The following is a 21430-nucleotide window of genomic DNA, read 5'->3' as shown; positions in this document are numbered from 1 at the left end:
ATGCCCCGCGGCGACCTCTTTCCCGATATCGCGCCCTACGAGACCGGCCTGCTGCCGCTCTCGGGCGGTCATGTCATGTATTGGGAGCAGGTCGGCAATCCCCGCGGCCAGCCGGTGCTGTTCCTGCACGGTGGTCCCGGTGCGGGCGCCGGCGCGGTGCATCGGCGCTTCTTCGACCCCGGGCATTGGCGCGTGGTCATCTTCGACCAGCGCGGGGCGGGGCGGTCGCGCCCGCTCGGCGAGCTGCGCGAGAACACGACGCCGCATCTGGTTGGCGACATCGAGACGCTGCGCCGTTTCCTCGGCATCGAACGGTGGCTCCTGTTCGGCGGTTCCTGGGGTTCGACGCTCGCCCTCGCCTATGCGCAGGAGCATCCCGAGCGCGTGTCAGGTTGCGTGCTGCGCGGCGTGTTCCTCGGCCGGCGGACCGAGGTGGAGTGGTTCCTCACCGGGCTGCGGCGCGTCTTCCCCGACGCCTGGGCGGCCTTTGCCGAGCACCTGCCGCCCGAGGAGCGGGGCGACCTGCTCGGAGGCTATTTGAAGCGCCTGTGCCACCCCGACCCGGCGGTGCATCTGCCCGCGGCGCGGGCCTGGAGCCAGTACGAGGGTTCGTGCTCGACGTTGCTGCCCTCGCCGGAGACCGTCGCCTCCTTCGCGCAGGACCGGACCGCGCTGGGGCTCGCGCGGATCGAGGCACACTACTTCGCGCATGATCTGTTCCTGCCGGAGGAAGGGCTGCTCGGGCGGATCGGGCGGATCGCGAACATCCCGGCCGAGATCGTGCAGGGCCGCTACGACATGGTGTGCCCGCCGGAGACGGCGTTCGAACTGGCGGCCGCCTGGCCGGGGGCCCGGCTGACAGTGGTGCCGGACGCGGGGCATTCGGCGCTTGAACCCGGGGTGCGGACGGCGCTCGTCGCGGCGGTGGAGCGGTTCCGGCGGCGGTGAGAGCGTGGTAGACGTGATGCTGGATGTCCCCGTAGCTCAGCAGGATAGAGCACAGGATTCCTAATCCTGGGGCCGGAGGTTCGAATCCTCTCGGGGACACCATTTCTTCCTGCAAACTCGCTCTCCGGTTGGGCGGGTGGCGCCTGGAACCGCAGGTTGGGCCAGGGTTGGCGCGGCGACCTTGGGGGGCGCCAAGGTCAAGGCGGGCTGGAATTCTCTCTCGGCAACGGTGGTTCTCTCCGCACCTTGGGACTTCGGCGATCTAGTCTACAAGCTTTAAGAGACTGATATTATTCTGAATTTGAAGCCACGGGCGTGTGGCAAGTTCGCATCGCGAGTGGCCCTTGGAACAAACCCCGCCACCGAGTCAGCTCGTGGGTAGCGCCAACGCCCACCGAGGGTCGGCCATCGCTGCGTCCAATTCGCGCCCAGTGAGGCGGGTCTTGACCTGGTTTCCCGTTAGACCCGTGCGGAATTCGCGCAAGTCAGCGAGCTGGAACTCGTCCCACTCTGGGTAGCCGCCGAGGCGGCCATACACATGCTGGAGTCGCTCTGCCGTGGCGGTCCGCTCGGTGGCAAGGCGGTGAAACTTGCCGTTGAGGTCGTTCGTATCTGGCTCGAAGCAGATGAGGGTTCGGCCCAGCTCTTCGATCAGTCGAAGCCGCGCCGCCTCCGCCTGCGCGACTCGGCTCACCGCCGCAGCGGCGGCGCATCGTTGAGCCAGCTCCGAGACGTGCTGCCGCGCCTTGGCCGCCAACTGCAGGCGCGCGGTCTTCCAGGCTCCATTGGGCGGTTCCTGGCCGTCCCAATCAACCATGAGAGCCTGCAGGTCCGCGAATGACCGGACCTCATGGAGCCCCTCGGCGGAAACCCAACCACAGACCACGGCTCGAAAGGCCCCCTCCTCGGCAGAAGCGAGGACCAGGGGCAGGCGCTCGCCGGGCTGTTGCAGCTCCCGCAGGAGCCGCCATTGGCGGGCATCAAGTCCATCGACGCAGCTCGCCTCCGGATGCGCCACAACACCGGATGGGTGCGTCACGATACGGAGGGGCCCCGTGCCGATGAGATGCACCGTATTGCTCTCGGCCTTCACGCGGATGCCTGTCCCTTCCAAGGCCGAAAGGAGCGTTTCCACTTGCTCGGGGCGGAACAATCCTTCCTCGGCCTGGAGGGCCGCTGGCTCGTCCTCCGGGAAGGCCTGCATGACAGCCGGGTTCTTCCTGATCGCTTCCGCCGCCTTCGCCAGGGCTTCCTCGTCCACATGCTCCTTGCCGATGAGCATGCGGATCGCCTGCGACAGCACCGGCTGCATGGGGCCGACAAACGTCTCGAATAGGCCGCAGCGGCGGGCCAGCGCGCGGTACACCCGTTCGTCCACACTGTCCTGCAGGTATAGGTTCACGATGGGAAGGACGGGCAGCTCCTGCCCAATCCGATCCACGCGCCCGATGCGCTGCTCGACCTTCGACGGATTCCAGGGCAGGTCGAAGTTCACCAGCGCGCCGGCGGCCTGCAGGTTAAGACCTTCGCTCGCGGCATCCGTGCAGACCAGGACCTTGATCGTCCCGGCGCGGAGGGCCGCCGTCACGGCCTCCTTCGACGCCGGAATCCATGCCTGGCCTGCGCGAACGGCACCACCTTCGCCGGAGTAGGACGCGACGGCGGACCCGAAGGCGCTGGCCAGAGCATCCCGCAGATACTCCATCGTGTCCGTGTATCCGGTGAAGATCAGGACGCCCCGGCCGTCCGCCGTCAGCTTCTTCGTCCAGGCGACCAATCGGTCGCGCTTCGTGTCCAACCCACCGAGACTGGCGATGCGCGAGAGCAGGTCCTCGACTTCGGCCAGCTCTGCCGCCGCTTCTTGCGGAGTCTCGGGCAGCGCCGATGTCAGCTTCACGTTCAGCAGATCCTCGAGTTCCTCCGCGTCTTCGAGGTCGAGAACCGTATCGTCGTAGGCGCGCTGCGCGATGACGGCCTTCAGGCCCATCGCGCGCCGTTCAAGGCTCTTGCGCAGGGCCACTGGAGAGCTGGCGGCCCGGCGCCGGTAGATGGTCATCACGAAGCCCTTGCCGGGCTTCTGCCCCTCCAGCTCGTCGAAGCGCCGGTCGATGTAGCGCGTGACGGCCTCGTAGACCTCCCGCTCCTCCTGCGTCTCAAAGTCAAAGGGATCCTCGCGGACGTCACGCTGGGGCGGCGGGCGTTCCAGCAAGCCCATCTCGTAATAGCGTCGCAGCGTACGCCGCGTGTTCCGGTGCATGCGTCGCGCCAGTGGCGAGCAGCTCCGCAGCCACGCGACCGTCCGTGTGCGCGCTTCGGCCGGCAAGAACCGAAGCGCCTGCGCGAATGCCTCGGCATCCTCCACCGGCGGCAGCGAGAGCTCAGCGGGTGGGCTCGGGCGCTGGGGTGTCGCGGCGAGGATCCGTGCGAGTGCCAAGGCCTCTCGCCGCGAGAGCTGACCGCGCTCCAAGGCCGCCAACGCCTCGTAGAACCGAGAAACGACGTGGAACCCCGAAAGCCACAGGCCGCCCTCGCCCAGCACCTGGAGCAGGTCCCAGGGCTCCCAGGGGTGGGTCTGCATGGGCGTGGCCGACAGGATCATGAAGCTCCGCGCTTGGCCGGTCGCTTGGAGCCGCCGCAGTAGCCCGAGGAGCAGAGTCGGGGTGTTGAACTCGCCCTCGATCTGGCTAGCGCGCCGCGCGGCATGGCCTTCGTCAAGCAGCACGAGATCCCAGGGGCGGGCGGCGAGTAGGATCGGGAGATTGCCCTCGGTGCGCGCCGTCTCGCGGCTGAGCAGCAGCAGATCCTGCTCCAGGGCCTCGGCCAGGCCCGCCACGGTCTGTTTGGTGCCGTCGGGCCAGACCAGCGTGCGCGGGCCTTCGAGGCGCGGCACACGCAGTCCGCCCTTCTCACGCAGCTCCCCCTGCCACTGCGGCAGAAGATTGGCGGGCGGCAGCAGCAGGGCTCGCTTCACGCCGCGCCCCGCCAGCAGGCGGCGGAGGATCAGGATCGCCTCCACCGTCTTGCCCATGCCCACCTCATCGCAGAGGAGGCGGCCCTCCGGCCAAGCGGAGGCGGCCTCCGCCACCACGCGGCGCTGGTGCGGCCACAGCGTCACCGGCGCCATGGCGTCGCAGGTCGCCGCCCCGCCCTCCGGCATATAGGGCGCCGCCAGGGCGTAGCTCCAAAGCATCGCCGCACGCTGGCGTCGCAGATTGTCCTCCGCCTCCGCGACCGGCGGTACATCGGGCGCAAGCTTGATCAGCGCGTCGCGCACCGCTTGCGGCAGGGGGACGCTGGCGACGGCCGGATCATTGCCTGACCACAGCGCCTCGAATTCATCACGGAAGTGCACGTGGCGTTCGGCGTCGCCCCAACTCCAGCTGATCTCGAGCTTCTCGTAGTTGCCACGGAGACCATTGGCGCTTTCATTGCCGCTGCCGGCGAAGACGACCGCGTCCTTCTGCGCGTCAACGAACAGGCCGAACTTGGCATGCAGGATCCCGTCGGCTTGGCGCATGATGCCGACCCGAACCTCGAGCCAGCCTTCGCGGGCCAGCCAGGCCAGCATCTCCAGCCGTCGCTTTTGCAGCGCCGTCTCGGGGCTGCCGAGCTGTGCCAGGAGCGCCTGGACCAGCGGCGCCTCCTGCCCGGCATCCAGCAACGCCGCTACGTCCGCTTCCGAAAGCTCCTCATTCACCAGCAGGCGGATCGCCGGCTTGTTCACCACCTCGCCGTCCAGCACTCGCTGGATGAAGGCGCCGAAACCGGAGGCCGCGGCGGAGAGGACGGAGGAGGAGAAGTAGGCGCAGCAGCGGTCGTAGCGCACCGCCCGGCGTAGGGCCGGCTCATAAAGCCGGGCCACCAACTGTCCGTCCGGCGCCCGCAGGAAACGAGGCCAGGTGACGTCGCGAAGGGAGGCGCTCATTCCTCCTCCTCTTCGTCCTCCGCCTCATCCTCCTCCTCGATCTCCGCCTCATCCTCCTCAGTAGTGGCGGCAGGGCGGGAGAGGAACTCGAGCACGCGTTGGTCGGGGCCTTTCTCTGTCCAATCCGGCGGCGTGATCCCGAAGAGGGGTTGCAGCATGGCGTGCCAGGCGCGGAACTCGGGGAACTGGGCGGCGACCGCTGTCTTCTCCCGCCGCACCGCCGGCGGGGCCGCATTGAGCAGGGCTTCGATCAGGCGCACGGTCGGATCGCCGGCCTTGATGCCGTGCTTGAGGGCGAAGGACTTCGCGGCGCCGATACCAGCCGCTCCTCCGCCCGCATCGGCATAGACCAGCGCCAGGGCCTGCGCCTTGTCCAAGTGTGTCCGGAAGGCGGGGTCGCGGGGATGGATCTTCAATGCGTCGGCCTTCTTTAGGCGCCTGCTCTCCCCGGGTGTCCAGCCGAACAGAAGCTGCTGTGCTTCGTCCTCGCGCAGCGGGGCCTCGCGCCGGCGCTGGGCGGCGGAGAGGATGTTCACCTTGTCCGCCTTCACCGTGATAAGCCCCGCCTGTTCCAAGGCGGAGACATCCATGCCGACGGCGTGGCCGAGCAGCTTCGCTTCGTTGAAGCGGAATTCCGCGGCGCGCAGCGTGGCCCAGCACAGCAGAGCGAACTGCGCCTCGGCCTCCACGTCCTGCAGCCCGCCCCTGGCGAGCTGACGGATGCGCCAGCCGGCGACTGCATCGGCGGCGATGTCGATGGCCGCGCCCACGCTTACCGGCTCGCCCGTGTCGGTCCGCACCCGGTCGTAGGCGCTGAACACCGCCATGGCGGGACCGAAGCTGCCGACGAGCTGATCCACGGGGTTCAGACCCTCGGCCGAGAGGCGCTCGGCGGTGCGCTCCGCCGCCGCCTTGATGTCCGCCTGCATCTTGGCATCGAAGTAGCCCGTCCCGATATTGGGCGCCCGCGCCCGGGCGACGAGGATGACGGTGGACTGTGCCGCGTTCTTCTTTGCCTGGTGCAGGCTGTGCGCCCCTTCGGTCATCACCGGCCAGGTGGCGGAGATGGTGAAGCCGGCCTCGATCAGCGAGGCGAAGAGCGCCTCCCACGCCTCCTGCTTCTTGTGGGTGAACATGACCGTCAGCACGCCTTCAGTGCGCAGCACGCGGCGGGCCTCGGTGAAGACCTGGGTCATCAGCGCCTGGTAGTGAGCCTGCGCGGCGGCGGCAGCCTCTTTCGCCGTCTTGAAACGGGCGCGGAAGCGGGCGGAGTTCTTCACCGCCTCCTCGGTGTTCTCGCTGAGGAGTGAGGAGAACCATTCGGGCCGGCGGTGGCCTTGGCTGCGCTTCAGCCAAACATAGAAGAAGTTGGCAAGTTCGCTATACTGGACGTTATCTGAGTATGGCGGGTCCACGACGATCGCATCAACTGAGTGGTCGGCGAGGTGGATGAGCGAAGCGGCGGAGCCTTGCGAAAGCTCCATGTGCTGACGCGCCTCCGCATGAGGCAGCTTTGCGATGTCCTCGAAGGCCGAACAGGCATTGTCCAGCGCCCAGGCCAACCCTCCGCCGGCCACAACCGGTGCCAACTCCGAGAAAGTCACCTTGAACGAGAAATCGTGACGATCGAACAGCGACCGAACTGTCTGCGCCCGGACATTCCAGGAGGAAAGGATGCAGTTCCAGTTCGCGAGCTTGTCTAGCGCGAATGCAAGGAGATGGACCACCGCCTCGCCCATCTCCTCGCCCTCCTCGGCGAGGATGGTTGGTCGCAGTGCGTGCAGCTCCTCCATCAGCACGCCAAAGCCGAGCAACTGGCGCGGGCTGAACATGTCGGCCCAGCGCTTCATGCCATACACGCGCGGGCGCGGGTCGCTCGAGACCTCGGGATATTCCTCCGTCGGGATCAGGTTCCGCGCCTCCCAGTCGGCGCGCCATTGCGCAAGCTGTGCCTCGGCGGCCTCCAGCGCCTCAAGATCGCCTGGCAGGGGTGGGCGGAATTGCAAGCCTTGCGGTGTCTTCAGCGCCACGGCGTAAAGCGCGCTGCCCATCCTGCCCTGTTGCGCCTGTGCCTTGATCCAATCGGCCGGGATGCTCTCGCCGGTGAACAGGCTGATGCCCTTGCCCTTGCTGTAGGTGCGCGGCGGCGGGGCGGCCACCGCGCCCGGGCCTACGCCTACCTTGCGGATCTCGGTCGTCCAGGTGCCGGCCGCCTTGTCCACCACCGGCACCGCCACCACCGCCACGCCGCCCTTCGGCTTCAGCAGGTGCCAGTCCGGCACCAGCGGCGTCGGGTGCTTCGTCGTCGGGCAGGGGATGGTGCGGGCGAAGATGTAGGCGTGGACGGTGGCGCCTGTCTCCTTCGGGAACAACCGCCCGAGTCGCTCGGCCACCCGCTTCTCCCAGACGCGTCCCCAGTGCCGCGCGCGCTCCGCGAGCCGTGGCCCGAAGCGAAAGGAATAGTCGAGGGTCGCTTCCAACACGCTGCAGGCGACGGGGTTGTATTCATTGGCGAGCGTCGGGAAGCCGAGCCGCGCGCTCTCCAGCGGGATGGAGCCGCCGCCGGCCATGGGGTCCATCACGGTCGGCAGATGACCCCAGAGACGCGCTGCGGCTGCGTGCGCGACCTCGACATCCTTCTCGCGCAGCCCGGCCTTGAAGGCGCGTGGGGCGCCAAAGCCGCCCTCCACCTTCACGCCGGTGTTCATCAGCTCACGGATGGCGACGAGCTCCTGGCCGGACCGGCCGAAGCCCAGCAGCCGCTCGAAAGTCTCGCGTGGGAAATCCGCCGGCAGTACGCTGGCCAGCACAGCCGCGCGGCTCGCGGCCAGCGGGCGACGCGCCCACCACACATGCAGGAACGTCGTCGGCGCCAACGCGCTGGCGGACCCGCGCTCTCGCATGCACTCCACGCCGATCGCTGCCGCGGGCAGCCATTCCTCGATCAGCAGCCGCGGCTGCGCCGCCCCCATCCCCTCCGGCATCGTCCTACGCCACCGCCTCCGTGATGATCCTCAGGGCGCGCACCCAGCGGGTACCCCGCCCATCCTGCATGCGCCCGAACCAGGCCGCTGCCTCGGCGGCATCGGCCGTGCGGAAATGCTCGGCCGCCTTCGACAGACGCCGTGGGTCGCGCAGCCCGCGCGCCACTATGGCGAAACCTGCGACACGCGCGCCCCAATCGGCGTCCAGCGGCAGGAAGGGCCCGGGCTCCAGCTTCGCGGCGCCGCCGCCGGCACGCACCGCCGTGCGCAGCAAGCCGCTCGCCGCCGTTAGGGCTAGGGGAGAGAGCGCCGCGACGCGGTCGAAGCGCTCCTCCATGCGGTCGTTCACGCGGCGGCGGTAGATGATTGCGGCCAGCCCCTCGCTCCGCTGCACCACGCGCAGGGCGAAGGGGGCGGCCCGGGTCGCCTGCGCCTTGGCGCTTGCCATGGCAATTCAGCCCGCCGAGACAGTGTCGGAGAGCGGCGCGAAACGGGCCTCGATGCTGGAGGTGTCGGGCAGCTGCATCTCCAGGGTCCGCAGCAATGCGCCGAGATCGGCCTTGCCGTCCGGGCCGAAGCCGAGGACGACCGAGACCCGGATGCTGCTGCCGGGCACCAGGGCATTGCCCAGCGTCTGCGCCATGGTTAGGGGCTTGATGGCGGCCGAGACCTTCGCCTCCGCCACGCTGAAGGACAGCTTGCCGCCGTCCTTCAGGTCGCCGGTCAGTTCCGCCTCGATGTGCACACTGGATGCGCCCAGGGGGGATGCCGCGCCAAGGATCTTCTGTGCATCGGCCGCGGAGAGGCAGGTGATGCGCAGAGAGAGCAGCCGTCGCTTGTCCGCCAACTGGCAGGCCACGGCAATATCGGTCGCGGTCATGGGGCCGGAGCCCTTGGGTGGCGGCGGAGGCAGGGGGAGGCTGCCGGGCGTCATCGGCTTCTCCCCCATACCCTTGGTCGTCTTGAGCCAGTCCTGCGCGGCCGTGCTGCCGGCTTCGGCCACCAGCGTCGCCTCGTCCATCGGCAGGGTGTTGAGCTTCCGTCCCGGGTCTCGCTGGCGGATGCCGTTGCTGGTCGCGACCGCGCCGTCCTTGTCGAAGGCGGTTCCGTCCTCAAGGCGCACCACCAGGCGGCCTTCGGTCACCGCGCGGAGAATGGAGGCACGGATGACGCTGGGGTCGCTGACCAGCTTGAGGCCCTGCGCCCCGAGGAAGCGCTTCTGGAGGCCCGCGGTGGTGCGGGCGTCAGGTGTGTCGGCCACCGGCACGGCGCCGCTGAACACGCGCTCGATGAAGTAGTCAGGGTGCAGGCTGTCCTGAGGGCCGTAGATCAGCTTGCGGTCCTCGACGAAGGCCCGCACCGCGTCCTGGCCGGAGGGAAGCTGGAGGGGCGAAGTGTCGGGCGGCGCGATAAAGCGCTCATCGATCGTGAGCACGCCGCCATCGGCCAGCACCAGGCGATTGAAGGCGCGCGCCGCCTCGAGCCGGGCGGCCTTGATGAGCTCGGGTTTCTGCTTCTTGAGCTGCTCGCGGGCGAGCTTGCCGGCCTCGGAGTTCGGCGTCTCATCCTCGATGTCCTCGGCGGCCTTCAGGCGCTGGATCCGTTGGATGGCCTTTTCCAGCCCAGAGGCATCCGGGGCGACGGCGAGCATGGCGTTACGGTAGGTACGGATGATCTGCGCGCCCGGGGTGTCGTCGCTGTAGGTCACGACTGACTTCGCGATGTCCTCGCTCTCGCAGAGGGCGAGCTGCAGTTCCGGCCGCTCGGGGACGGCTTTGGCGTTGGGCGGCCAGGGCAGAAGGCGGGCGAAGGCGCCCTGGAACGACTTCTGAACTTCCGTCTTGAGGCGATCCAGCGCGTCGGGGCGCTGGACCTGGCCCATCCGCTCCTCGATCTGCTTCAGGATGTTCGGCTCATAGCGGAACTGCCAGGCATTGGCCGAGCCGCTCATGGGATAGAGGTGCCAACAGGCGCCCGCCAGCCGGTCAAGCGCCTCCGCCGGCTCAGTGCCGGCCTCGTCCGGGCGGAGCACCGCGAGGGTCAGGTCGGCCGGCGCCAGCCCGCTGTTCGCCTCGAGCGGCAGGCTCTCCAGCAGGAGTGCCGAGGCCACGCGGCGGTGCGCCCCCCAATCGGCCTGATCGAGCTCTCGCGCGTGGCCCACGACGTCGGCGCTGACAGCCGCACGGAACTTCTCACGGTCGAGGCGTTCGAGCAGGTCGGTCTGAATGGGTCGGCTGGACCAGTCGATCTCCCCGGCGGTGATTAGGTCCGGATCCCGGGTCGGGTCTTCCCAAACGCCGCGGATCACGCGAGCAAAGAGGCGCAGGGTGCCGCGGGACAGGTTGTAGTCCGGCAGCACGCGCAGCCGCTCCTCGGCCGTCTTTAGCAGCCGAGGATGGAGCGGGTAGCAGATGCGGATCCGCTCCGCATACTTCGGGGATCGGGCTTCCTCTGGGACCAAGTTGGGGTGGTCCTCGGCAACCCGCTGGTACAGCGCGTGGTAATCGGCCGAGGCCTTGGCAGCCGCGGCCGGGTCTACGGAATCGAACAGGCGCCGGATGATGACCTGGGCCGTTTCATCACCGATCGGCTCGATGACGGTCGCCTGCCGCCCGGTCTGTTGCTCGATCATTCGAGCCAGGTGCTCGAGCCGCGCCGCATTCTCGGCGTCGGCCGGCTGGTCCTTCGGATCTGTGATGACGAGGACGGCCTGCTTGCGCGTGACGACCGCCGTCATCAGCGTGCGGAGGAAACCGATGAGGTTGCCAACCTCCTGTGCCGTCAGCTTGGCCATGTAGAGAACGAGTTCGTCCAGCAGGATCAGGACGGGTTCGTTCGGAAGCATGGCCTCGACTGTTGCGGCATCGGGCGACGCAGCGGCAGAGTTGGCGGGGCCGAAGGCATTCAAGGCACTTGCGCCGCCGAATTGGAAAGCCAGTTCCGCGGCCAGGCTGCGGGCCTCCTGGTCGCCATGCCGGGCGAAGATCGGATAGCCCGCTCCCTCAGCGTCGATGCCGACAACCCGGACGCTCTTCGGGCGCCCGGCGGGCGGCAGCAGGTCGGTCCCCATCGTGGGGTCGCCGATGTTCTGCGCGAGATGCCAGAGGGTCATCAGCGCATGGGTTTTGCCGCCGCCGAATCCGGTGGAGAGACGGAGGACAGCCCCCCCTTCGGTCGGGGATGCAAGGCGGCCGAAGACGTCACGGCAAAGCTTTGACAGGGCCGCTGTGGGATGGGTGTTCTGAAAGAAGGGACCGGGCTTCTTGTAGATGTCTGGACCTTCGTTCCGGATCAGCTTTCCGAAGCTCGCGGCGAAGATCGCGTCATCAAGCTCTCCATGACGAACATCGTCACGGGGCTTACTGCCAGCCTTGACACCCATGCCCGATAGACCCCGCCCGAATGCTTTGGCACCGTCCGGGAACATGCCTGCTCATGATCCGTAGAGCGGACTCCGTGCCAGCAAGCACGCTTACCGGAAGATTGCAGATCGGTCGAGGCTATACCCCTCGGGTTGCGGGCGGGTAGCGCCGCTCCCTGCCGGTGTCCCCTATCCAGCTCCCCGGGCAAGCTGTCGCTGCGCTTCCCATTGCACGGGTAGCACCCTCAGGAGTTGAGGCAGCCCCAGCCCGTCCGGCTGCCGCCCGTCCAGGATTGCCTCCACGATGTCCGGCGCGAGCAGCGTGATCTGCAGGAGGCGGCCGAGGTAGCCGCGGTCGATTCGCTCGGCGGTGGCCATCTCGCTGATCGAGCCGTAGCGCCCCTGGTCCAGCAGCCTCCGGTACCGGAACGCCCGGGCCAGTGCCTTGACCAGGGCCGGGTCGGCCCGCAGTCGCGCCGGCGCGGCGCCAGGCGCGCCGCCGTCCGGCGTGACCACCAGCTTCCGCCCACCGCGCCGGCGGATCACCAGTGGCACGCGGACCGTGATGCTGGTGGCCGCCGTCACGCCGCCCTCCGCGTGTCGGCCCCGATGCCGCCGAGGTCGCGCACTAGACTGGCCAACCCCTCTAGCCGAAGGCGGACGTCAGCACCGGCGCCGCTGATGTCGACCCGCTCCACCAGCAGCCGGACGATGCGCGCCTGCTCGGCCGGGAACAGCTCGTCCCACAGCGGGTCCAGCCGCTCCAGGACGGCCAGGGTCTCGGCCTCGGTCAGGTCCAGCGCCTCGGCCCGCGCCGCCCGCCAAGTGCCGACCACCACCTCGGGCTGGCGCAGCAGCGCCCGGACCTGGTCCACCACCGCGGCCTCGATCTCGGCCGCCGGCAGGCGCCGGACCGGGCAGTCGCTGGTCTCGCCCTTCAGCACGGCCTGGCTGACGTAGTAGCGGTAGAGCCGCCCCCGCCGCCGGGTGTGGGTGGGCGACATGGCCCGGCCGTCCGGCCCGAAGATGAGGCCCCTGAGCAGGGCCGGGGTCTGCCGGCGGTTCCGGTTGGCGCGGACCCGCGGGCTCTCCTGCAGGATGACGTGGACCCGGTCCCACAGCTCCCTGGGCACGATGGCCCGGTGCTCGCCGGGATGGACCTTCCCCTTGTGGGTCACCTCGCCGAGGAAGGTCCGGTTGTTCAGCAGCCGGTAGAGCGCCCCCTTGTCGAAGGGCCGGCCGGTCTTGGTCAGCACGCCCTCCGCGCGCAGCCGCCGGACGGCCTCCACCCCGGAGCCGGTCTCGGCGAAGAGCTCGAACGCCCGTCGCGCCCGCGCCGCCTCGTCCTCGTTCACCGCCAGCTTGCGGTCGCGCACCTCGTAGCCGAGCGGGACCGAGCCGCCCATCCACATGCCGCGGGCCTTCGAGGCGGCGATCTTGTCGCGCACCCGCTCGCCGATCACCTCGCGTTCGAACTGGGCGAAACTGAGCAGGATGTTGAGCGTCAGCCGGCCCATGGAGGTGGTGGTGTTGAAGCTCTGCGTCACCGAGACGAAGGTGACGCTGTGCGCGTCGAACACCTCGACCAGCTTGGCGAAGTGCATGAGGGAACGGGACAGGCGGTCGATCTTGTAGACCACCACCACGTCGACCCGGCCGGCCTCGATGTCGCGCAGCAAGCGTTGCAGGGCGGGGCGCTCCAGGGTGCCGCCAGAGACGCCGCCATCGTCGTAGTGGTCCGGCACCAACACCCAACCCTCGGCGCGCTGGCTGGCGATGAAGGCCTCGCAGGCGTCGCGCTGGGCGTCGAGGCTGTTGAACTCCTTCTCCAGCCCCTCCTCGGTCGATTTCCGGGTGTAGACGGCGCAGCGGAGCTTCTTCACCGTGGCCGGCGTGCCGGCGTGGGCCGCGGCGGTGGCCTTCCGCCTCATGCCTGCCCCCGCTGGTTCTTCAGGCCGAAGAAGCTCCAGCCGTTCCAGCGCGTGCCGGTGATGGCGCGGGCGATGGCCGAGAGGGAGCGGTAGGGCCGGCCCTCGTACTCGAAGCCATCCGCCAGCACGGTGACGGTGTGCTGGACACCCTGGTACTCCCGGACCAGCCGCGTGCCCGCGATCGGCCGGTCCTCGCCGGCGCGGATCCGGCGCAGCACCACGTTGCCGCCGTCGAGCTGCTCGCCCAGGGCCTCGAGCCTGGCGACGGTCTCGGGCTTCAGCCCGCCGTAGGCCATCTCCTGGATGCGGTAGGCGAGCCGGCTCTCCAGGAACTTCCGATTGTAGGGCGGCGGTTCGGTGCCGCAGAGCTCGCGCCACTGCCGCTTCAGCTCGGCGATGTCGGCGGTCTGCAGGGCCGCCAGCCGGGGCAGCACGCTGGCGGGCGGGATGCTGGTGACCACCGCGGTCTGCGCGGTGGCCTCGCGATTGCGATTCGGGCGTTTCGTCATGCCTGTCTCCGACGAGTCGGGTTGGCATGACGGCGCTGCCGGGGCGCGGAGTGTAGGCGAACCTCTCCCCGGTCCCGGGCCTCGGCGGCGTCGCGCGCCAGTTCCTCGGCGGCGCGGCTGCGCAGCCGCAGCAGGCCGGCGGCCAGGAGGGCGCAGACCTCGCGGAGGTGCGGCGGGAGGTGCTGCAGGGCGGCGGAGTGGGGTGAGGGGCTCGGGATCATCGGTTCGCACCCAAGATCACCCTGACCGGCCAATTTGGATAGCCAAAACAATCTCTTAGCGAACCACAGCGAAGAAGAAGGCAGCCGTGCGCAGCCTCCCTCGCACCCGCCGCCCGCCTCGCTCCCGGGCCGGCAGCCCGAGTCGCGGCCATCGCCTCCCGGCGGGCTCCTAATCCCTGCTTGACCTCGGAGCCGCCAGCCAAGATACGTCAATCCGCGAAGCACCGTAGGATGGGAAGCCGCGGGATGGACGCGCGATGACGTCGCGGGCGACGACGCTGGGCAAGGCCATCGTGGCGGCCCGCAAGGAGAAGGGCATCAGCCAGAAGGACCTGGCGGCGTCCGTGCTGAAGGACGACGGCTCCGGACCGATCTCGCCCCAGTACCTGAACGACATCGAGCACGACCGGCGCAGCCCGAGCTCGGACCACCTGATCCGCCAGTTCGCGAGGGCCCTGGGCGTCGACGAGAACTACCTCTTCGTGCTGGCCGGCAAGATCCCCGACGAGGTGCGGCTGAAGGCCCGCGATCCTGACAAGGTCGCCGCGGCGTTCCGGAACTTCCGGAAGAGCGTGTCGAACTGAGGGGGTGGCGCATGGTGGCTTGGGTGCCCGACAGATCCGGCCGATTCGGCCGGCGCCCGCACTTCAGCCGGGAGGAGCTCGACCGGGAGTGCGAGGCGATCGTCGGCACCTTCCTCCGCGGCCGGTACGGCGAGGCGCGGTACCCGATCTCGACCGATGACCTCACGGTGCTGGTGGAGCGGTACACTTCCAGCCTCGACCTCTACGCCGACCTGTCCGCCCACGGCGAGGACGTCGAGGGCATGACCGAGTTCTTCCCGGACGAGCTGCCGGCGGTGGCGGTGTCCGAGCGCCTGTCCTCGGACCCGAGGCGCGAGAACCGGCTGCGGACGACGCTGGCGCACGAGCTCGGCCACGCCCAGTTCCATCGCGCCCTCTGGGCCGAGCGGTTCTCCCGCGGTGGCCTGTTCGACCGCGCCGACCCGGAGGCGAAGGCGATCTGCAAGCGGGACTCCATCCTGGAGGCCCGCGAGGTGGACTGGATGGAGTGGCAGGCGGGCTACGTCAGTGGCGCCATCCTGATGCCGCGCTCCGTCCTCGGCCGCCTGGTGGCGGAGCTCTGCGTCCCCCGCGGCATCCACGCCGCCGTGCACGTCGAATCGCCGCTCGCGGCGGAGATGGTCGGGCGGGTGGTCGAGGCCTTCCGGGTCTCCCCGGACGCGGCGCGGGTCCGCCTCCTCAAGCTGGACTTCCTGACCACGGAGCGCCGGGCGCCGACGCTGTTCGACTGAGCGCCGGCGCCGCTACGCCACTCCGCGTAGAATTGCGGTTGATTTCGCTGCCGTCCCTTTGATACGGCAATGAGCGGATCGCCGGATGACCCGGCGCGATTCGCCCATCGGAGTCCGAGCATGCTCACCTTGGCGAGCTTCATCCGCAGCACCCCGCCGACGTCGCTGCGCAGCTACTTCAGCACCCTCGCCGCCCCCCTGCCGGCGGAGATCCCCTGGGACGGCCCGGCCGGCGCGATCGCGGCGCCGCTCCTCCGCGCGGTGGACGCCATGGACGAGGCCGATCGGCTGCGGGTGATGAACGACGCCGAGCGGGTGGGCGCCATGGCCGACGAGCCGGGCCAGGCGGCGATCTATTCGGTGTGCCCCCACCACGAGCTGCTCGACGGGATGGAGAACGGTCATGCGCGGGCCCTGTGGGTGTTCCTGCACGACCAGACCACCTTCCGCCACGCCGAGGAGGTCCGCTTCGCCGACGAGAAGCGCTTCGGCCGCATGTGGGACGGCTTCGCCGGTCGGCCGCACCTCACCGTCGCGCGCGGCGGCGCCGCCGTCGAAGCGTTCCGGCAGGCCGTCGCGGAGCGCTTCGGCAGCGCGAACGTCGAGGTCGAGATCTGCGATCGCTCCCGCCCGATGCTCGAAGGCCCTGACGCGGCGCTGGTCCAGGCCGCCGTCTACCGGGAGGGACGCGCGGGCGACGTCCTCGAATTCGTGGACGGCAGGCTCTCGCGCCGCCCCCACAAGCCGGTGGTCGAGGCGGCCTTGACCTATGAGCCGGCGACGGGGGCGATCGAGGTGGTCGCCGCGGCCCGGGAGACCCGCGAGGACCTCGTCCGGCTGTTCGCCGAGCATCTCCTGGGCACGGCCTTCCAGGGGGAGCGGCTGCCCATCCGTCAATTCAGCCTCGATCGCCTCCGGCAGCCCTTCGACTTCCCGACCGACCCGGAGGACGGCATCGAATCGGTGCGCATCACCATGATGAAGCTGATGCCCTACGAGACTCAGGGAAGGCGCATCACCGTCGAGTGCATGCGCGGCGACGACTCCACGATCTGGCAGGCCGCCGCGGACTGCTTGAGGGGCCAGGAGCATGGCATCGAGGGCTATGCCATCACTGTGGTGCGGCTCACCATCAAGTTCCGCGCGGCGCCCGGGACCCGTGGCGGCCGCACCCTGCCGGTCACCATCACCATGCCGAAGGGCTGCGATCTCAAGGACCGCACCGAGCGCGAGCGCATCATCGGGGAGAAGTACCTCCGGCGCTGGCGGCTGCTGCGCGATGTCTGAGGGCCAGCCGCCGCTCGATGCCGAGGCGGTGGACCTAATCCTTGAGATCCTTGAGCTTCGGGAGCCGCTGTTGTCCGGCGCTGCGGCAGAGCTAGGCCCCCGAGCCGCGGCGCTGCTGAAGGCGGCCGGCCTGCTCGTGCCGCATGACCATGAAGCGGTCAGCGCATCCCTGGCCGATCACGAGGACACGCCGGTTTCGCTCATCTGGTCCGAAGCGGCTGGGGGGTTCGCCTATTTCAGTCCCGCCGTGGGGCCGGTGGCTGTGCCTCGGGAACGGTTGGTGCGGCACCGCGTCGATATCGACGTGGTCCTCGATGCCGTTGCCGAACGCCTGGACCGGCCGCGCAATCGGCCAGCCTTTCCCCTCGTCGATGGATTGCTGTGGGAGCTCGGCGATGTGCGTATTGGGCGTCGTCGCGAGCGCGACCCGCTTTGGTTCACACGCCGCCTCGGCGATCCCGCGGTCAATCGGCAGGTCGCCGAAGCAGCTCGAGCCCGACCAAACACCCGCCAGCGGGTGATCCTCACGAGCACGCGCCCGGCCCGCCTGACCAACGTCGCCATTCCGGGGGCCGTCGTGGTGGCCCTGCACGACGTACTCGCCGCTCCGGACCGTCTCGCCGTCAGCCCCGACATCCTCGACGCCCGGCTTCGGGGAGTGCCGCCAGTTGCGGCGGGGCCGCTGGTCCTGTCCCCTGACGGCACCAAGCTCTCGATCAACGATGGCGACCCAATCCTTTTCCGGAGTGAAGCGCAGAAGGAGGCCATACGGAAACTGGTCGACGCCTTCTATGCGGGCACCCGCCTCCGCGCACGGGACCTGACCCACCACCACAGCCTGCAGACCTTCTTCGGCAAGGCGAAGTGGTCACGGCTGGCGCCGTTCCTGAAGAGCGACGGGGGCCTCTGGGGGTTCGAGCCCTAACCGAATTTCTGCCGCTTCTTCTGCCGATCGCCGGCTCGGTTTTCTGCCTGCCTCGGCGCGACCTTCCCCGCAGGTCTTCGAGGGAAGTCGCCATGTCCGTCAGGCATCTGCACCAGGCCGATCTGGCTCGCCGCTGGAATATCAGCCCGCGCACGCTGGAGCGCTGGCGCTGGCTCGGCCAGGGGCCGCGCTTCCTCAAGATCGGCGGCCGCGTCGCCTATCGCCTCGAGGACATCGAGGCGTACGAGGCGGCGCAGCTGCGCACCTCCAGCTCCGCCGTTTCCGACGCCCGCAACGCCGCCTGACCGCGCCCGGCTTTCCTGCCGGGTCTTCCTGGGAATGCAACACCGCCGCGAGGCGGAAACACCGGGACGGTCTGCTCCGCCGCGTCGGGGCCCGGCAGCACCTCCATCGACGGACCAGGAGCGCGACGACGAAGGAGTCGAGCTCCCATGTTCAAGACCACGACGCCGCTGCAGCGGCTCCGCGAGTCCTCCTACGCACTGGCCGACCTGCCGGACAGCTTCCGCACCGGCGAGCTCGGCGAGTACGGCCAGCCGCTCAGCAAGGCGCTCACCGACGCGACGGTGGACGACGTCGCCTTCGCCATCCAGGCGCTCGGCGACGAGGCGGACGCGATCTACCGCCGCGTCACCGCGCTGAAGCAGCTGCACGACCGCGCGCGCCGCGCCGGTGCCCGCGGCGCGGACCTGGCCGTGGAGGCCGCCGCCCGCTTCGAGGAGCGCCGCACGTGAGCGCCCCCTTCGACAGCCGGCCGCCGGGCGGCTTCCGCATCATCACCGCCGACGAGCGGATGGCCGAGCGGCGCGGCATCAAGGGCGTGCTGATCGGCATCTCGGGTATCGGCAAGACCTCGCAGCTCTGGACGCTGGACGCGGGCCGGACTCTGTTCATCAACCTCGAGGCCGGCGAACTCGCCGTGCAGGGCTGGCCCGGCGACGAGGTTCGCGTGCGCAGCTGGGAGATGGCGCGCGACCTGGCGTGCTGGATCGGCGGGCCGAACCCGGCGATGCGACCGGACCAGCCCTACGACACGACCCACTACGAGCGCGTCTGTGCCGCCTTCGGCAGCCCCGAGCAGCTGGCGAAGTACGACACCATCTTCGTGGACAGCATCACCGTCGCCTCGCGCCTGTGCCTCCAGTGGTGCAAAGGGCAGCCGCAGGCGGTCTCCGACCGCAGCGGCAAGCCCGACCTGCGCGGCGCCTACGGCCTGCTCGGCCAGGAGATGATCGGCTGGCTGACGCACCTCCAGCACACGCCGGACAAGAACGTCTGGCTGGTCGGCCTGCTCAACAAGCAGCTCGACGACTTCAACCGCCCGTACTTCTCGCTGCAGATCGAGGGCAGCAAGACCGGGCTCGAGCTGCCGGGCATCGTCGATGAGGTCATCACCCTCGCCGAGATCCCGCGCGAGAAGGAGGCGCCGTATCGCGCCTTCGTCTGCACCACGCTCAATCCCTTCGGCTACCCGGCGAAGGACCGCAGCGGTCGTCTCGCGACGATCGAGGAGCCGCATCTCGGCCGGCTGATGGAGAAGATCCGCCGTCCGCTCGCCTCGCCGCCCGCGGCGCAGTTCCAGGTCGCACTGCTCGCGGCGGCGCCCGCGACCCCCACCACCAGCACGACGGCGCAGGAGGGCTGAGCCATGTCCGGCAACTTCACGCACGACTTCAACGGCGCCGAGGCGCAGCAGGACGCCTTCGAGCCCATTCCCGCCGGCACGCTGGCGAAGGTCCGCCTCACCATCCGGCCCGGCGGCGTCGGTCCGGAGGGCTGGGTCACGCAGAGCCGCACCAGCGAGGCGCAGTACCTCAACACCGAGGCGGTGATCGTGGAGGGGCCGCATGCGCGGCGGCGCGTCTACACGCGCATCGGCCTCCGCGGGAAGGGCGCGCAGGGCGGGGACGACACCTACGCCAACCGCGGTCGCGCCCTGATCCGCGGGATCCTGGAGAGCGCGCGCGGCATCGCCGCGAAGGACAGCTCCGACCGCGCCCGCGCCGCGCGCACCATCCGCGGCTACGGCGACCTCAACGGGATGGAGTTCGTCGCCCGCATCGGGCTTGAGAAGGACCGCGACGATCCGCGCGGCCCGGGCCGCAACGTCATCGCCGCCGCCATCGGGCCCGAGCATGCCGACTACGCCCGGCTGATGGGGGCGGCGCCGGCGCAGCCCATGCCGCCCGGCCCGGCGGCCCCGGCCACTGGCGGCGCCGCGCCGCCCTGGGCAGCGGCTCAGCCCTCCCAGCCGCCCGCCGCGGCGGGCAACGCGCCCTTCTGGGCGCGCTGAGCGGGAGGCCCCCGATGATCCCGCGCGACTACCAGCGGGCGGCGGTCGCCGCCGCCCGCGCCAAGACCGCGACGGAGGGCAATACGCTGGTCGCGCTTCCCGTGGGCGCCGGCAAGACCGTGGTTGCCGGCTTCTACATCGGCGAGGAGGCGGCGGCCGAGCCCGGCGCCCGCATCCTGGTGCTGCAGCACACGGACGAGCTGATCGAGCAGAACCGCGCCACCATCGGCCGGGTCGCCGGGCTGTCCGCCTCGGTGGTGAAGGCCGAGCGGGACGACTGGTCCGGCCAGGTCGTGTTCGGCAGCGTGCAGACGCTGGCCCGCTCCGCGCGGCGCGCCCGCATGGGGCAGGTTTCGCACCTCGTCATCGACGAGTGCCATCGCGCGGCCGCCGACAGCTACCAGGCCATCATCGCCGACGCGCGAGCCGCGAACCCGAAGGTCAAGCTGCTCGGCCTCTCGGCCACGCCCGAGCGCGGCGACGGGCGGAGCCTCCGGAAGACCTTCTCGAACATCGCCTTCCACCTGCCGATCTCGGCGCTGATCGCCCAGGGCATCCTGGTGCCGCCGCGCACCTTCACCATCGATGTCGGCGTCTCCGACGACCTGGACCAGGTGGGCGCCACGGCCGGCGAGTACGACATGGACGCCGCCGCCAGGGTGCTCAACCGGGCGGTGGTGAACGAGGCGGTGGTCGAGCACTGGCGCGAGCGGGCCGGCGACCGCCGCACCATCGCCTTCTGCGCCACGGTCGCCCACGCCGAGGCGGTCGCGGCCGCCTTCCGCGCCGCGGGGATCACCGCCGAGACGGTGACCGGCGAGATGCCGGCGAAGGAGCGCGCGGCGCTGCTCGCCCGCTTCGACCGCGGCGAGGTGCAGGTGGTCACCAACTGCATGGTGCTGACCGAGGGCTTCGACAGCCAGCCGGTCGGCTGCATCGTCGTCCTCCGCCCGATGCTCCACCGCGGCACCTTCATCCAGGCGATCGGGCGGGGGCTGCGGAAGGTGGACCCGGAGCGCTTCCCCGGCGTGGTGAAGACCGACTGCGTCGTCCTCGACTTCGCCGGCGCGGCGCAGCGCCACGGCTCGATCGAGCACGACGGGATGCTCTCCGAGGAGGAGGAAGCCGAGCCGGGCCAGGCGCCCTACAAGACCTGCCCGGACTGCGAGGCGGAGGTGCCGCTCGGCACCCTCGCCTGCCCGTTCTGCGGCCACGTCTGGGAGCGCAAGCTCCGCGAGAAGCGCCCGCTCCAGTGCTTCGGGCTGACCGAGATCGACCTGCTCGACCGCTCGCCCTTCCGCTGGTGGGACATGCACGGCGACGGCCACGCCATGATCGCCTCCGGCTTCGACGCCTGGGCCGGCGTGTTCTTCGACGGCGAGCACTGGCACGCGGTCGGCAAGCTGCGCCAGGGGCGGCTGCGCCACCTCGGGGTCGGCGAGCGCGCCCAGGTCCTGGCCGGGGCCGACGACTTCCTGCGCCAGGCCGAGACCGGGGCCGCCGCCACCAAGAGCCGCCTGTGGCTGAACCACCCCGCCAGCCCACGCCAGCGCGAGCTGCTGGTCAAGGCCGGGGACGCCGATCCTGCGCTGGACTTCGGCCTGTCGAAGTACGCCGCGAACTGCCGGCTGAACTTCCTCTGGCACCGGCCGCAGATCCTGGCCGCGGTGTTTCCCGGCGGCCTGGGGAGGGCGGCATGACCCCGGCGCA

17 protein-coding genes and 1 tRNA gene are annotated in these 21430 nt (G+C 69.9%); 11 read left to right on the top strand and 7 right to left on the bottom strand.

The annotated features are described in order from the left end of the window. On the top strand, positions 1-948 hold the full coding sequence (pip, locus tag FHS88_RS03585) for a prolyl aminopeptidase (RefSeq protein ID WP_184481424.1): 948 nt from the start codon (positions 1-3) through the stop codon (positions 946-948). Positions 949-973: 25 nt separating this feature from the next. After that, positions 974-1050, top strand: a tRNA-Arg gene (locus FHS88_RS03580). Between the two features lie 265 nt (positions 1051-1315). Here the strand turns inward: FHS88_RS03580 and FHS88_RS03575 are convergent. The 7 genes from FHS88_RS03575 to FHS88_RS03545 form a co-directional block, all read right to left on the bottom strand. After that, positions 1316-4873, bottom strand: coding sequence for a DEAD/DEAH box helicase (locus tag FHS88_RS03575; RefSeq protein ID WP_184481422.1), 3558 nt, complete (start codon positions 4871-4873; stop codon positions 1316-1318). After that, the gene (locus FHS88_RS03570; RefSeq protein ID WP_184481420.1) at positions 4870-7857 is read right to left on the bottom strand and encodes a DUF1156 domain-containing protein; all 2988 of its coding nucleotides are present in this window, start codon (positions 7855-7857) and stop codon (positions 4870-4872) included. The genes FHS88_RS03575 and FHS88_RS03570 overlap by 4 nt, the downstream gene beginning before the upstream one ends. Positions 7858-7861: 4 nt before the next feature. After that, entirely contained in the window at positions 7862-8305 is a 444-nt protein-coding gene (locus tag FHS88_RS03565) for a DUF7680 family protein (RefSeq protein ID WP_184481418.1), read from the bottom strand. A gap of 6 nt (positions 8306-8311) precedes the next feature. After that, positions 8312-11284 (bottom strand): DUF499 domain-containing protein, encoded by a 2973-nt coding sequence (locus FHS88_RS03560; protein WP_184481416.1) that lies wholly within the window; start codon positions 11282-11284, stop codon positions 8312-8314. 123 nt (positions 11285-11407) lie between these two features. Next, the gene (locus FHS88_RS03555; protein WP_184481414.1) at positions 11408-11803 is read right to left on the bottom strand and encodes a hypothetical protein; all 396 of its coding nucleotides are present in this window, start codon (positions 11801-11803) and stop codon (positions 11408-11410) included. Further along, a complete protein-coding gene (locus FHS88_RS03550; RefSeq protein WP_184481412.1) occupies positions 11800-13149 on the bottom strand; it encodes a recombinase family protein in 1350 nt (449 codons plus the stop codon). The genes FHS88_RS03555 and FHS88_RS03550 overlap by 4 nt, the downstream gene beginning before the upstream one ends. Beyond that, the gene (locus tag FHS88_RS03545) at positions 13146-13658 is read right to left on the bottom strand and encodes a DUF2924 domain-containing protein (protein WP_184481410.1); all 513 of its coding nucleotides are present in this window, start codon (positions 13656-13658) and stop codon (positions 13146-13148) included. The genes FHS88_RS03550 and FHS88_RS03545 overlap by 4 nt, the downstream gene beginning before the upstream one ends. Positions 13659-14136: 478 nt before the next feature. Here FHS88_RS03545 and FHS88_RS03540 point away from each other — a divergent pair, with 478 nt between their 5' ends. From FHS88_RS03540 to FHS88_RS03500, 9 genes are all read left to right on the top strand, one after another. Next, complete coding sequence (locus tag FHS88_RS03540) at positions 14137-14463, top strand: helix-turn-helix domain-containing protein (RefSeq protein ID WP_141853601.1); 327 nt, start codon at positions 14137-14139, stop codon at positions 14461-14463. A gap of 23 nt (positions 14464-14486) precedes the next feature. Continuing rightward, on the top strand, positions 14487-15194 hold the full coding sequence (locus FHS88_RS03535) for an ImmA/IrrE family metallo-endopeptidase (RefSeq protein WP_297857084.1): 708 nt from the start codon (positions 14487-14489) through the stop codon (positions 15192-15194). A 120-nt stretch (positions 15195-15314) separates the two neighbouring features. Further along, positions 15315-16481 (top strand): hypothetical protein, encoded by a 1167-nt coding sequence (locus tag FHS88_RS03530; RefSeq protein WP_184481407.1) that lies wholly within the window; start codon positions 15315-15317, stop codon positions 16479-16481. Next, the gene (locus FHS88_RS03525; RefSeq protein WP_184481405.1) at positions 16474-17406 is read left to right on the top strand and encodes a hypothetical protein; all 933 of its coding nucleotides are present in this window, start codon (positions 16474-16476) and stop codon (positions 17404-17406) included. The genes FHS88_RS03530 and FHS88_RS03525 overlap by 8 nt, the downstream gene beginning before the upstream one ends. A 92-nt stretch (positions 17407-17498) precedes the next feature. Beyond that, on the top strand, positions 17499-17711 hold the full coding sequence (locus FHS88_RS03520; RefSeq protein WP_184481403.1) for a helix-turn-helix transcriptional regulator: 213 nt from the start codon (positions 17499-17501) through the stop codon (positions 17709-17711). Positions 17712-17858: 147 nt separating this feature from the next. Continuing rightward, positions 17859-18161, top strand: a complete 303-nt coding sequence (locus tag FHS88_RS03515) for a hypothetical protein (protein ID WP_184481401.1) — start codon at positions 17859-17861, stop codon at positions 18159-18161. Next, positions 18158-19072, top strand: coding sequence for an ATP-binding protein (locus tag FHS88_RS03510; protein ID WP_297857086.1), 915 nt, complete (start codon positions 18158-18160; stop codon positions 19070-19072). The genes FHS88_RS03515 and FHS88_RS03510 overlap by 4 nt, the downstream gene beginning before the upstream one ends. Positions 19073-19075: 3 nt before the next feature. Continuing rightward, positions 19076-19720, top strand: a complete 645-nt coding sequence (locus FHS88_RS03505) for a hypothetical protein (RefSeq protein ID WP_184481399.1) — start codon at positions 19076-19078, stop codon at positions 19718-19720. Positions 19721-19734: 14 nt separating this feature from the next. After that, entirely contained in the window at positions 19735-21420 is a 1686-nt protein-coding gene (locus tag FHS88_RS03500; RefSeq protein ID WP_184481397.1) for a DEAD/DEAH box helicase, read from the top strand. The last annotated feature ends 10 nt before the right edge of the window (positions 21421-21430 follow it).

This window comes from Neoroseomonas alkaliterrae (assembly GCF_014199195.1).
Classification (GTDB): Bacteria; Pseudomonadota; Alphaproteobacteria; order Acetobacterales; family Acetobacteraceae; genus Neoroseomonas; species Neoroseomonas alkaliterrae.
Note: the sequence above shows the minus strand (reverse complement) of the source record. Positions and strands in the feature narration are given on the sequence as shown.

Coding starts and splice junctions, on each gene's coding strand:
- pip (WP_184481424.1), top strand. CDS start 1: ATGCCCCGCGGCGACCTCTTTCCCGATATCGCGCCCTACGAGACCGGC.
- FHS88_RS03575 (WP_184481422.1), bottom strand. CDS start 4,873: ATGAGCGCCTCCCTTCGCGACGTCACCTGGCCTCGTTTCCTGCGGGCG.
- FHS88_RS03570 (WP_184481420.1), bottom strand. CDS start 7,857: ATGCCGGAGGGGATGGGGGCGGCGCAGCCGCGGCTGCTGATCGAGGAA.
- FHS88_RS03565 (WP_184481418.1), bottom strand. CDS start 8,305: ATGGCAAGCGCCAAGGCGCAGGCGACCCGGGCCGCCCCCTTCGCCCTG.
- FHS88_RS03560 (WP_184481416.1), bottom strand. CDS start 11,284: ATGTTCCCGGACGGTGCCAAAGCATTCGGGCGGGGTCTATCGGGCATG.
- FHS88_RS03550 (WP_184481412.1), bottom strand. CDS start 13,149: ATGAGGCGGAAGGCCACCGCCGCGGCCCACGCCGGCACGCCGGCCACG.
- FHS88_RS03545 (WP_184481410.1), bottom strand. CDS start 13,658: ATGACGAAACGCCCGAATCGCAATCGCGAGGCCACCGCGCAGACCGCG.
- FHS88_RS03540 (WP_141853601.1), top strand. CDS start 14,137: ATGACGTCGCGGGCGACGACGCTGGGCAAGGCCATCGTGGCGGCCCGC.
- FHS88_RS03530 (WP_184481407.1), top strand. CDS start 15,315: ATGCTCACCTTGGCGAGCTTCATCCGCAGCACCCCGCCGACGTCGCTG.
- FHS88_RS03525 (WP_184481405.1), top strand. CDS start 16,474: ATGTCTGAGGGCCAGCCGCCGCTCGATGCCGAGGCGGTGGACCTAATC.
- FHS88_RS03520 (WP_184481403.1), top strand. CDS start 17,499: ATGTCCGTCAGGCATCTGCACCAGGCCGATCTGGCTCGCCGCTGGAAT.
- FHS88_RS03515 (WP_184481401.1), top strand. CDS start 17,859: ATGTTCAAGACCACGACGCCGCTGCAGCGGCTCCGCGAGTCCTCCTAC.
- FHS88_RS03505 (WP_184481399.1), top strand. CDS start 19,076: ATGTCCGGCAACTTCACGCACGACTTCAACGGCGCCGAGGCGCAGCAG.
- FHS88_RS03500 (WP_184481397.1), top strand. CDS start 19,735: ATGATCCCGCGCGACTACCAGCGGGCGGCGGTCGCCGCCGCCCGCGCC.